Source organism: Campylobacter rectus, from assembly GCF_004803795.1.
Classification (GTDB): domain Bacteria; phylum Campylobacterota; class Campylobacteria; order Campylobacterales; family Campylobacteraceae; genus Campylobacter_A; species Campylobacter_A rectus.
In genome coordinates, this window is record NZ_CP012543.1 from 2067518 (window position 1) to 2080335 (window position 12818).

At 42.5% G+C, this 12818-nt stretch carries 7 protein-coding genes and 2 pseudogenes; 1 reads left to right on the top strand and 8 read right to left on the bottom strand.

Annotated elements, in window-relative coordinates:
- Positions 1 to 164: 164 nt before the first annotated feature.
- Positions 165 to 290, bottom strand: coding sequence for a hypothetical protein (locus CRECT_RS13000; RefSeq protein ID WP_257792176.1), 126 nt, complete (start codon positions 288 to 290; stop codon positions 165 to 167).
- A gap of 484 nt (positions 291 to 774) precedes the next feature.
- On the opposite strand from CRECT_RS13000, the pseudogene CRECT_RS09960 reads away from it, so the two are divergent.
- Positions 775 to 1580, top strand: a pseudogene (locus CRECT_RS09960) (IS1595 family transposase).
- An 18-nt stretch (positions 1581 to 1598) separates the two neighbouring features.
- Here the strand turns inward: CRECT_RS09960 and CRECT_RS09965 are convergent.
- From CRECT_RS09965 to CRECT_RS09995, 7 genes and pseudogenes are all read right to left on the bottom strand, one after another.
- Entirely contained in the window at positions 1599 to 1928 is a 330-nt protein-coding gene (locus tag CRECT_RS09965) for a hypothetical protein (RefSeq protein WP_124853114.1), read from the bottom strand.
- A 110-nt stretch (positions 1929 to 2038) separates the two neighbouring features.
- Positions 2039 to 2326: a hypothetical protein gene (locus CRECT_RS09970; protein WP_002946237.1), complete on the bottom strand. Its 288-nt coding sequence runs from the start codon at positions 2324 to 2326 to the stop codon at positions 2039 to 2041.
- A 343-nt stretch (positions 2327 to 2669) separates the two neighbouring features.
- Entirely contained in the window at positions 2670 to 3266 is a 597-nt protein-coding gene (locus tag CRECT_RS09975; RefSeq protein WP_124853112.1) for a hypothetical protein, read from the bottom strand.
- Positions 3267 to 3446: 180 nt separating this feature from the next.
- Positions 3447 to 4252: pseudogene (locus CRECT_RS09980) on the bottom strand (IS1595 family transposase).
- Between the two features lie 469 nt (positions 4253 to 4721).
- Positions 4722 to 6662, bottom strand: a complete 1941-nt coding sequence (locus CRECT_RS09985; protein ID WP_002946139.1) for an EAL domain-containing protein — start codon at positions 6660 to 6662, stop codon at positions 4722 to 4724.
- Positions 6663 to 6730: 68 nt separating this feature from the next.
- Positions 6731 to 7324, bottom strand: coding sequence for a LysE family transporter (locus tag CRECT_RS09990; RefSeq protein WP_002946137.1), 594 nt, complete (start codon positions 7322 to 7324; stop codon positions 6731 to 6733).
- A gap of 556 nt (positions 7325 to 7880) precedes the next feature.
- Positions 7881 to 12686, bottom strand: a complete 4806-nt coding sequence (locus tag CRECT_RS09995; RefSeq protein ID WP_171992723.1) for a retention module-containing protein — start codon at positions 12684 to 12686, stop codon at positions 7881 to 7883.
- Positions 12687 to 12818: the final 132 nt, after the last annotated feature.

The window sequence follows — 12818 nt, forward strand, 5'->3', positions numbered from 1 at the left end:
GCAGATTTGACAAATATAAAAATGCTATAGGTATTTTTGTTTTTCACGTATTACAAATCATACGGATGGACACAGTAACTATTATCAAAAATAAATTTTACGTTTTTATCGGGCGAGCATACTATTTGTATTACGGATTTCACCCGCAATACAAATCATACTCGTTAGCAGGGCACCCCTAAAACCCCAGCTTGGTTAAATTTGGTAACCGAGTAGCGGCTATCAAATTTGTATGTTTTTGCATCAGCACTATATGCAACGTAAATAGTTTGTGCGATGTACGTTGCCATAGGTCACCATCCATTCTTTGAACATGCTTAAGTATAACTTCATTATTTGGTATATATTCACAAGCACGACCATAATTCTTTGGTAAATTTATAATCTTGCAAACCATTTTGTTAAAAGTATTTGTGTTTTATTATGAAGTCTTTCGGAAGAGTCAATTGTTGCATAGCTACTCCTATTCCTTTTAGAAACAACATCAGCAATCTCAATCTTATAGCCGCCTTCAACAATTATCGGGCACATCTTTTACTGCTCTTGCGCGCACTTAAAGCCAATTTGACGGCTTATGCCATAGCTAATGTAGCACCAAATTGCACTAAGCACTAAAATATAGGTAGCCTTTGATTGCCCATAGAAAATCAACCGCTAGCCTGTTTGAATATCAAAGGCTCATCGGAACTTAATACAAACATAAGGAGTATTAAGTTACGATGAGAACTATGTTCTTGAAAAGTAACGAGCGTAGCGAAGTTAAAAAACAAATATATAGTCCGTTCCCGAATTTCAGAGAAGAAATTTAGAGAAATTCTCAAGTACTTTACAGAAGACATAGAAGCATCAAAGATATCAAATTTAACTAAAATTTCAGAAGTAACGCTATGTAAAATCTTTAGGGAAATAAGAATTCTTATGTCTAAAGAGTGTGAAAAGATAAGCAAATTTAGCGGTGAGATTTCCAGCTCGCAAGCTCGCCTAGAAGCTTCGCTTTGAGATTGATGAAAGTTACTTCGGAGCTAAAAGAGTAAGAGGCCTTGTGCTCGCACTCTCTTTGAGAAAAGAGGTAGAGGCGCAAGTGGAAAGCAATCGGTATTTAACTTCGCTTAGCGTCGCTTCGCTAGCTACCGTCGCCTAATGGCTCGAGACCGCTCGTTACTGCGAGCAGAACGGTATGCTTAAAAGAGACGGTAAGGTCTATACCAAGACTAGTTAAAAACTGTTCTGCTAGTGAACTAATACCCATACTATCGCAATATAGCAAGCTTGATAGCTCTACTAAATATTTAGATTGTTGGAAAGCTTACGATGGCTTGGTTGATTATGGAGCTAAAGCACACTACAGAGTAAAACATTCAAAGAATGAATTCGCTAATGGTAAAAATCATATAAATGGCATTGAGAATTTCTGGGGATACGCTAAACATAGACTAGCTAAATTTAAAGGGATAAAGAAAGAGAATTTTCTGTTGCACCTAAAGGAATGCGAATTTAGATATAATACTAAAACTACACAGGAAAACTTATATCAGAAACTGTTAAAATTGATAAGAGGTCTTGTAAGTAGCAAGACGTAGTCGCAGCTAAAAATCCGCTTAAGTTCCGTTGAGCCTTGTTTTTATATTCCTTATCTCGGTAAGTGCTTTTTGAAGCTCAAAAAATATCTCAAAACTTTTACTTTTCATAGATTCAAACGTATAAAATACCTCTCTAATCTCACATGAAAAATCAGCCCCGATATCTTGCTCAAAGCCTCTTTTTACGCTTTTTTTGACAAAACTTACCGTATCGTCTAATATATCAAAAAATCTTTGCCTATTCGTATAGCTTTGCAAATACTTTTTAACTCCATAAGCTCCCACCTCTAGAACAGCTACAAACACAATCTTATTCAGAAATTTTTTCCTTAAAAAATTTCTGATCATAATACCTTTTATATACTCCCACCGTATCCTTAAAGATGGTTGCTATTTCCTTCATTTGCGTGGCAGACCTTAGCTCTCTAAAACATTGTTTAGTTCAAGCAGCTTGATAATTATCTCTTGTTGTTCTGCATCAAATTTACAGTAATCTCTTGCATTTTTTGTACGGCATCAAGCTTAGAAATATTGTTTTCTATCATACATTCTAGCGCATAATCTATCATTAAATTTAGATCGCACAAAATCTGTAGATCCTCCTTGTAGTCTATAAATATATAGAAAAATTTGCTGAAATTTTGAGCATCAAAGTCTTTAAATCTCAAGATATTTTCGCCACTGATAGACGAGTAAGCGGATTTTAGCTCTGGCAAATTTTCCACGCTTGATAGTTTTTCTTGCAAACTTCTCAATGACACAAAAAGACAATGAATTGTTTTGTTAAATTTACGACTTTTTTCCATTGCTCTAATTTCTAAAAAATTATCACCCTTAGGGCACACCGAGTTTGCTATGTCTGTTTCATTTGTATCAAGATTGTCCATTTTGACATTGTTTTGCGTTTTGCTACTTAGTTATGTGTGCATCTCAAATTTGTCGAGATATTTTTTAAGTCCGTATCCAATGGCCACTAACGCCACGCCTCCAATTATGTACTTTAGCACTTTTTCTCCTTTGATTTAAATTACGACGTAAATTTAACATAAGCTAATGACAGGTTGTGTCGTACAGGCGGTATTGAGGCAATTAACCCATTCCCATATCTCCACCAACTCCGACGCCTCTAATCTCCTTCCTTTTTATCTTACTTTCGTCCATCTTTATATCTTCGGGTATACGGCTTAATACATACTTTCTAGCGACTTCCCCAAATTCTCTAGTTGCGTTTTGTGTTTCTCTTGTAAAAACGTCCGGTTTTCGGATTCCTTCTGTAAGCTTGTTAATTGTATTTGCACATTCTCTAATTCTTGAGACAAAGAGTTCGTATCGTTTATTAATTGCGTTTGCAACTTGGCTAATTCGTCGCTTAACGAGTCGTATTCCGTCGATAGCTGCTTTAATAATGCCATCCGATCTTGCTCTTGCTTCTCTTTTTCTTCTAATTGCACTAATAATGTTTGCTCTAGTAAAGTCATTGTCAAATATCCTTTCATTAAAAATATTATGTTTATGATTTATTGCTCGCCATCTATATTCTGCTTTATATACATCTTCATAGTCTGATTTTCTTGGATTAAATCGTTCTTTTGTAGATATAGCCTCCATGCGTATATAGATACCAAAATCGCTGCTATCGTCAAGATCACCGATAGTATTTTGAATGTATCTGCTTCGCTTCGGCACTCTACTAACCTGTGCTTCAAGCCATTGAGTGCGTTTTTGTATTTGTTTGTCAAGCTCTCTTTTGAGTCTTGCAAGCTCTTGATCTCGTTTTGATAAGCTTTGTTTGAATTTGATATTTCTAAATTCTCTTGATTCTTTTGATTTAGGCTCAATTAAACTTAAGCGGATTTTTAGCTGCGACTACGTCTTGCTACTTACAAGACCTCTTATCAATTTTAACAGTTTCTGATATAAGTTTTCCTGTGTAGTTTTAGTATTATATCTAAATTCGCATTCCTTTAGGTGCAACAGAAAATTCTCTTTCTTTATCCCTTTAAATTTAGCTAGTCTATGTTTAGCGTATCCCCAGAAATTCTCAATGCCATTTATATGATTTTTACCATTAGCGAATTCATTCTTTGAATGTTTTACTCTGTAGTGTGCTTTAGCTCCATAATCAACCAAGCCATCGTAAGCTTTCCAACAATCTAAATATTTAGTAGAGCTATCAAGCTTGCTATATTGCGATAGTATGGGTATTAGTTCACTAGCAGAACAGTTTTTAACTAGTCTTGGTATAGACCTTACCGTCTCTTTTAAGCATACCGTTCTGCTCGCAGTAACGAGCGGTCTCGAGCCATTAGGCGACGGTAGCTAGCGAAGCGACGCTAAGCGAAGTTAAATACCGATTGCTTTCCACTTGCGCCTCTACCTCTTTTCTCAAAGAGAGTGCGAGCACAAGGCCTCTTACTCTTTTAGCTCCGAAGTAACTTTCATCAATCTCAAAGCGAAGCTTCTAGGCGAGCTTGCGAGCTGGAAATCTCACCGCTAAATTTGCTTATCTTTTCACACTCTTTAGACATAAGAATTCTTATTTCCCTAAAGATTTTACATAGCGTTACTTCTGAAATTTTAGTTAAATTTGATATCTTTGATGCTTCTATGTCTTCTGTAAAGTACTTGAGAATTTCTCTAAATTTCTTCTCTGAAATTCGGGAACGGACTATATATTTGTTTTTTAACTTCGCTACGCTCGTTACTTTTCAAGAACATAGTTCTCATCGTAACTTAATACTCCTTTGTGTGAGCTTAAGTTAAAGAGAGCCTAGATTTATAGAGTTCGCCTCTCATCGCTCGTCTCATTTTCGGCGCATTTTCGTCAAATTTCCCGCGTCAAATTTGCCGCCATTTTTTACCCGAGCCGCTCGCTTTTTTGTATTTGTACAAAATGCAAGTATGGATACGGCCGTCAAAAGGCCTACTCTTCCCCGCATTCGCCAAATATCGATGCGTTACAAAAACAAATATGGTAACTCTCGCTCTCGCCGAATTTTCGTAAAAAACAAATTTGTAACGATGCGAGATAGATTAGAATAAACTAATGCGCTGCGTTAAAATACGCAGCTAAATTTAATCAAGCCTTGCTTCTCCAGCCGTTTTCATAGATAAAAGCGCAAAATCTAGCTCTTTCAAAAATCATTCGTCTGCGACTTTATCTTCGCTTAGAGTATCGCTGGGCTCGCCTAGATAAAAGCCCTGAAATTCATCCACGCCAAGCTCTATACAAGCGTCAAAAACCTCTTTTGAATGGACAAATTCGGCGATAATGGTGATATCAAGCTTTTTGGCAAAAGCGATGATGGCGCCGGCAATCGCGCGCGAGTCCTCGCTTGAGTCGATATTTTTGATGATAGAGCCGTCGATTTTGATATAGTCGGGTTTTAGTTTTAGGATGTAGGAGAAGTTGCTGTATCCCGAACCAAAGTCGTCTATGGCGATCTTTGCGCCCATCCTGCGCACGCGCTCGATAAAGGCGCTGATACGCTCGATGTTTTCGATATTTTCGTCTTCGAGTATCTCAAATATCACGCGCCCGGCCACCTTATATTTATTCATCTTTTCGATGATAAATACGCTCACGTCGCCGTCGGTCATATCGCGTCCCGATAGATTTACCGAGATCATAGTTTCCGGCTTATCGGCGATTAGCTTAAAGCTCTTTTCGATGAGCATTTTTTCGATATCGGTGTAGCGTTTGATGCGTTTTGAGACCTCCAAAAAGATGCTTGGCGAGATGATTTCGTTGCTATTTTGTATGCGGATCAGCGTTTCATACTTTAAAATTTGTTTGTCTTTGTTAAATATCGGCTGATAAAACGGCACGATTTTGTCGTTTATGATGGCGTTTCGTATCATATTTGAGCGTTCTATTTGCTCTGCATATTGAGGCGTATCGTCGATATTTTTAAAGTAGCAAAAATAATCTTTCCCGGTTTGTTTAGCAAACTCCAGCGCCGTCATCGCCTTTTTAAACGTATCCGTCTCGTCAAGCGCAAAGCCCACCGTGCAATGGATCTCTATCTCGTTTTGCTCGCCGTCCTCGGTGGCTACGTCGATGACCAGGCCTTTGATATTGTCTAAAAGCTCGGTAGCCAGATCCTCGTATCTGTCGATAAAAAGCTCCGCATCCTCGACCAGCGCGAACTGATCTGCACCGACGCGGTAAACCGCCATACCGTTATCGTCGGCGAATTTTTGCGAAATTTGCGTCATTTTTAGCAAAATTTGATCGCAAACCGCGGCGCCGAAGTAGTTATTCATTTTCCTAAATTCGTCGATATCCATAATGATGATTTTAGGATTTTTCATCGTCTCCGTGTCGCGCTCTAGGGCTGTTTTGTTAGGCAAGCCCGTCAAAGCGTCGCTATAAAGGCGCTTTTGCATCTGGGCGTTATTTTCTAAAAGCTTTTCGTTGCTTTTTACCAGTGAAATTTGATTGTCACGGATGCTTTTGTAAAAGAGCAAATACTGAAAAATACAAATGAGCACCATAATGCTCGTTACGATGAAAGCGTTTTTCATATTTACCGCAAACCATTGCGCAAAAAGCGGGTCGCCAAAGCCTGAAATTTTGACGTTGTGAATCATATTATAACCAAGTATCACGCCATCTATTTTCTTAAAATAGCAAACCTCGACTTTGTTATCGGGAATAAGGCTGATGCGCTTATAGACGCCTTTTTGCTCCAAATTTGTATGAGCTTTGCCGCTCATATCGCAAAATTTATAAGGTAAATTTTCGCCTATTAGATTCGGATACTGCGAGCTGGCTAGCACCGTAAGCTCATTTTTGTCGCTCGTTTGCTTAAATATCCAAGACGGCACGGCTTTAATAGCCTCAGAGTAGCGTTGAAACTCCTTTATATCGCGCTTTGCGATATCTTTATATATGATTTCGATTATATTCATATACGCTTCGACCTTTTCGTCTATACTGACGTTTGAAGGGTAATTGGTCGAATCTTGAAATTTATTATAAAATATAAAACACATCGCCAGGCACGAACATACTACGAGTATGGCGACCGGCAACACGATGAGGCGCCTTGTCGATTTTTTTAATTCTAAATTTTGCATCAATCTTCTTTAAAAATTTTGCTCCCATTTTATCATTATTTACTTAAGTTAATTATTAAAGCTCAAATTTATAAAAATAATTTATACGATAAAAAAAATGCAAAACCCAGCAAAATGACCGCGCAGACGTAATTTATCCACTTTGCGACATTTTGCGAGATAAATTTAGCGCTTTTATGCACGGCAAACGGCATCGAGGCGATCCAGATAAATATCGCCGCAACCAGTCCCGCAACAACCGCGCCCGCATTTTCAAAGCTTTTCGCAAAGCTAGCCACGCTAAGCCAAAAGCCAACGGTATAAGGATTTACAAGCGTGACGAAAAGCCCTTTCGCATAGTTTTTGGTAAAATTTGCCTGCACGCCCTGCGCTTGCGCTCTTATGGGTTTGTCGGCGTTTTTAAAGATGACGTAAGAGATGTAGGCAAGGTAGCAAAAGCCAAAAGCGCCGATGATTTTTTCTATTATCTCGCCTTGCAGATACCCCAGCACGCCAAACGCCAAAAGCAGCAGATACGCTACATCCGCACTCATCGCGCCAAGCCCTATGGCAAAAGCCGACCGAAACGAATTTATCGCCGCGCTCATTATCATCACGTTTACGGGCCCTATCGGTACCGCCGCGCTAAAACCTAGAAGTAAGCCCTGCAAAAACGCGTTCATTTTTCTCCTTTTTGATTTTTGTATTTTGGATTTTATCTAAATTCGGCTGATTTTTATGCCGACTAAATTTGACAAATTTTATCCCGCGTCGGCAACTGCTCCTTAAAAAGCGACTAATATCGCGCGTAAAGGATGATTGCTTCCTGGATTGCGAGAGCGAAAACGGCTGATTTTAAAAGCGAATTTTACCGGGATTTTAACAAAAGGCGGTTATTTTGATAAAACAACAAAATTTAAGGAAAAATAGCCTTTAAGCGTCTCTAAACGAGAGCGAAATTTTAAATTGAGATAAAATTTATAAAAACATTACAGAATTTAGCGCGAACCCTAAAGCAAATTCGGGAAATTTTATCTTATCTGGCTACCGTAAAAAGTATGTCGTTTATCGAAGTGCGCCGTAGAGGCTGCGAATAAAAATTTATTTAAATTCGTCTCGCAAAATTTAGCCTTTGGGGTAAATTTACGAGACGAAATTTGGAAATTATTTTTAACTCGGCAAATTTAAATCCGCCGAGTCGGTCAAATTTGATTCGTTTGCCAAATTTGGCAAACGGTCTTACAGATCGGTCGCGACCTCGTTTTCTACCTTGATCGTTACCGTCTGCGTCACGCCGCTGTTGTCGTTTGCGCTGCCGGTAAATGACTTATGCGTAGCATCCGCTCCGTCCGCGTTCCATTGGCCGCTAGATTTTGATTTTACGGTATCGTCGCTACCGCCCTTGATCTCTAGCGTCTTATTTTCTGAGCCAAGGTCTAGCACGTCTTTTGGATCCACATTTACTACGGCGTTATTTACGGCGCTTGCGTCTACGGAGTTGATATTTTCCGTTACTTTCGCGATTTTTGAGAGATCGATGGTGTCGCCTTTATCCAGACTGTTTATGGTCAGATTGCCGTTATTATTAGTCGTGGTCATCTTGGTGTCGTTGCCTACATCCAAGACGGTGTTATCAACCTTCGCGCCGTTTTCGACGATGAGCGTGTCGTCGCCTTTGTCTCCATCCACTTTTTCTACATGGGTGTTTTTGTCGGCAACTTTAATTGTATCGTTATCAAGGTCTCCTTTGACTTCTTTTACTTTGGCTCCGTTTTTGATATTGATAATATCGTCGCCATGTCCGCCCTCTATCTTCTCGGTCACGGTGGCGTTATCTACCGTAATAGTATCTGTGCCTTTATCGCCATGAACCGATTTTACCGTTGCTTTATCGCTGATGGTTATCTTAGAGTCGCCGGAGCTTACGTCGCCGACACGTGACACCTCGGTATTTTCCCCGGCAACGGTTATGGTGTTGTTTCCGGTTTCATTATACATATTAGTATCTTTAGCGTTCGCTCCGTAAACCCAACCGGCTACTTTCGAGCCTCCATCTACATTTATTTTATTGTCTCCTTGATCTCCGGAAATGTTGCCATCTACGTTAGATTTGTTTTGAACCGAGATCTCGTCATTGCCCTCTTTGCCCATGATAGCCTCTTTGATAGTCTGGCCTTTGCTATTTTTGGCGCTTTGTCCCGCTACCTTGGATTTATCTACGGTGATCTTGTCGTCTCCGCCCTCGCCATTGATGATTCCTTCAATAGTGCTGCCGGATACATTTATGGTATCGTTACCGTCTACGCTACCGTCTTTACCGTTTGGCTTATTCTCGGCATCGCCGTATACGCCTTTCTTAACCGTGCTATCGGTTATATTTATATCGTCGTTACCTCTACCGCCCCAAACTTTACCTTCTACGGTCGAATTTGTAATATTTATCTTATCATCGCCGTGTTGCCAATGCTTTTCGACAGATTCCGTATGCTGGTCTCCGTTTACGCCCTGATATGCCGATCTGTTATGCTTATCGCTTCCGGTTAGGTCGAATTTGCCGGTAGCTTTATTCCTTACATCGCCATAGAAGCTACCCTCTCCGCCAATCGTAGAATCGTTTATATTTATCGTATCGTTGCCGCCTTCTCCCAATACGCCGCCGACTTTGGATTTATTGACGTTTATCTCGTCATCGCCTCCATTTGTAAAGATAGTTCCTTTTACGGTGGCGTTATCTACCGTTACTTTATCGACATTTCTATTGTCTATGTCTATATCGAAAGCCACCGTAGCCTTATCTTTTACGGTTACATCGTTCTGGGTTTCAGCCTTTACGCCGTTTTTATCTTCGCCAAATTTATAGCCGGTTATTCTGCTTACGCTAGTATCCGCGCCCTCGACGGTTACCGTATTTTTACCGTCGCCTAGCTGTATGCCGGCATGCATTTGTTGTTGAGCCTCGGCTGAATCCTTGTCTCCTACGGTAGCTCCGCCTTTTACGTTGATCTTATCGTTGCCGTCTCCGTCGTAAATTCCCGACTTGACCTCGGCTTTGTTCGTAACGTTAATAGTATCGTCACCGTCTCCGGCTAAAATACCGCCGCGTTTTACATCGTTACCGTGCTCGTCTTTTACTACTTCGCCGTTTACCTTCGTGCCTTCTCCGTCTACATTTATCGTATCGTTACCGCTACCGCTGTTGATATTGGTTGAAATTTCGCCTCCGTTTTTGACGGTGATCTTGTCGTCTCCCGTTCCGGTCGAGATCATACCTACTTTAGCGCCGTCTACGGTGATGTCGTCGGCCTTATCGGAGCCGAAAATTTTAGGTTTTACGTTATCTTTCACTTTTACTACGGTAGTATCCGCTTTATTTTCGTATCCTGAAGTATCGGTATTTTCGCCTGCTACTACCAGCTTTTTGGCTTTATCCGAACCTATGATGGTTTTTTTATCTTTGCTTACAAACCAACCGTCTTGATAGTCAAATTTTTCCGGATCGTGATTTACGTATTCTTTATAAAATAATTCATTTCCTACGGTTTTATTTTGGGATTTTAAATTTTTAATTTTACCGCCCTCAACCATACCGTCCGGCAAAGCGTTTTTAAATGCATCGGATAATCCGGATCTTATATTCTGCACTTCGCTGCTTGGAGGCGTTGTAGAGCCTGTATTGTTCTGAGCCGCGTCCAAGTTTTTAAAATAACTATTAGAGTGATCCAAAGGATTGGAATCCTTAGGAGTACTAAAGTTGTTTTTACCGCTCAAATTGCCCTCGTATATGGATTGTCCCAACTCGGCATTGTATGCGGACGAAGGAATTTCCATTATTGCAGGAGCCGAAGGTGCCGACGCATCTACATCGATACTTCCTTTTCCCGGAGCGCTTTCGTTTCCGCTTTGATCTTTTATAGTAGATGATACGGACGATGTTTTACCGTCTTGTACCGGAACTTTTATATCTACCGAACCTTTATTTACAATTTCCGGAGTTAATAAAGTCTCGGTTGTGGTAGTTTTTCCGTCAGGTCCCGTTACCGTTGTTTTTAACGTATCGCCCGGTTTAGCGTCATCAGGAATCGTAATTCTTGCCGTTGTGCTACCTGAATCGCCGTCGGTTTGATTTTCTTTAGGCGATAATGTTCCGCTATTGTCCGCATCCTCTGGGAATGTAACTTTTGGAGCCGAAGGTCCCGATGCATCTACATCGATACTTCCTTTTCCCGGAGCGCTTTCGTTTCCACTTTGATCTTTTATAGTAGAGGATACGGACGATGTTTTACCGTCTTGTACCGGAACTTTTATATCTACCGAACCTTTATTTATAATTTCCGGAGTTAATAAAGTCTCGGTTGTGGTAGTTTTTCCGTCAGGTCCCGTTACCGTTGTTTTTAACGTATCGCCCGGTTTAGCGTCATCAGGAATCGTAATTCTTGCCGTTGTGCTACCTGAATCGCCGTCGGTTTGATTTTCTTTAGGCGATAATGTTCCGCTATTGTCCGCATCCTCCGGGAATGTAACTTTTGGAGCCGAAGGTCCCGATGCGCCCGGTTGATTTGAACCGCCGCCACCACCAGAGCCACCGCCAGAACCGCCACCGCCTGAGCCACCTGAACCGCCGCCAGAGCCACCATTAGAGCCACCATTGGAGCCACCGGAGCCACCACCTGAGCCACCAGGATTACCCGGTTGATTTGAACCGCCACCGCCAGAACCACCGCCAGAGCCACCATTGGAGCCACCGGAACCGCCAGGATTACCCGGTTGATTTGGTTGATTTGAACCGCCATTAGAACCACCATTGGAACCACCGCCAGAACCACCATTGGAGCCGCCTGAACCGCCGCCAGAACCACCATTGGAGCCACCACCAGAACCACCAGGATTACCCGGTTGATTTGAACCGCCGCCAGAGCCGCCACTGGAACCGCCGCCGCCTGAGCCACTGCCAGAGCCGCCATTGGAGCCGCCTGAGCCACCATTAGAGCCGCCGCCGGAACCACCATTGGAGCCACCACCAGAGCCACCATTAGAACCACCATTGGAGCCGCCTGAGCCGCCAGGATTACCCGGTTGATTTGGTTGGTTTGAACCACCGCCTGAGCCACCGCCTGAACCACCTGAACCGCCGCCAGAGCCACCTGAACCGCCGCCGGAACCGCCATTGGAGCCACCGGAGCCACCATTGGAACCACCACCAGAGCCACCGCCGGAGCCACCGCCGGAGCCACCATTAGAGCCGCCTGAACCGCCGCCAGAACCACCATTGGAGCCACCACCAGAACCACCAGGATTACCCGGTTGATTTGAACCGCCGCCAGAACCGCCGGAACCACCACCTGAGCCACCTGAGCCACCTGAGCCACCGCCTGAACCACCGGAACCGCCGGAATTACCGCCCGAGTTGCCACCTGAACCGCCAGGATTACCCGGTTGATTTGAACCGCCGCCACCTAAGCCACCACCGGAACCACCTAAGCCGCCAGAGCCGCCTGAACCAGCAGAACCGCCGGAATTACTCGGCCCCTGAGGTTGTGATTGCTGAGAATTAACATTCTCAGCGGCGCCGCTTACGGCAGCACCCGCAAATACGCTACTACTCTGAGGACTTTGGCTTGCTACGCCTAGGTCGCCATAGGCAGCGATTACGTTTGATATGTGTCCGCCTTGAGTAAATGCGACTTGACCCAGGCTCACGCCGTCCGATCCGTCGTCTCCGCCCGCTGCGGTCGCTTCCAGATCCTGGAGATCGGTTCCGTTTAGCAATGCTTGCTGCAATGCCTCGACGTCCGCCATCATCGCCTCGTTTCCAAAACCTTCGCTTACCGATACGCTTTGATCGAGTATTAGCGTGTCCTTGCCCAACATTACGATATCTTTACCGTCATTTGCCGAGATCACGATCTTAGACGACGTATCCTGTCCGACGATACTCTCTCCGAGATAGACTACGTCTCCTACGTTTAGCTCTCTTTTGGCGCCGCTACTGTCTACGGCTACGACTTTTCCCTCTATGCTTTTTACCACTCCGGCTTGAATTTGCATAAATGCTCCTTTGTTTTAAATTTGTGACAATTATATAATTATTTTAGGATTTTGTATATTGTACCAAAGTACAATACAGTCAAATTTGGAATCGTTCCAGGGTAAATTTAGGCCAAATTCAGGTGCAAATTT

Excerpts from the sequence above, each read along its gene's own strand:
- CRECT_RS13000 (WP_257792176.1), bottom strand. The coding sequence starts at position 290 with ATGGCAACGTACATCGCACAAACTATTTACGTTGCATATAGTGCTGAT.
- CRECT_RS09965 (WP_124853114.1), bottom strand. The coding sequence starts at position 1,928 with ATGATCAGAAATTTTTTAAGGAAAAAATTTCTGAATAAGATTGTGTTT.
- CRECT_RS09985 (WP_002946139.1), bottom strand. The coding sequence starts at position 6,662 with ATGCAAAATTTAGAATTAAAAAAATCGACAAGGCGCCTCATCGTGTTG.
- CRECT_RS09990 (WP_002946137.1), bottom strand. The coding sequence starts at position 7,324 with ATGAACGCGTTTTTGCAGGGCTTACTTCTAGGTTTTAGCGCGGCGGTA.
- CRECT_RS09995 (WP_171992723.1), bottom strand. The coding sequence starts at position 12,686 with ATGCAAATTCAAGCCGGAGTGGTAAAAAGCATAGAGGGAAAAGTCGTA.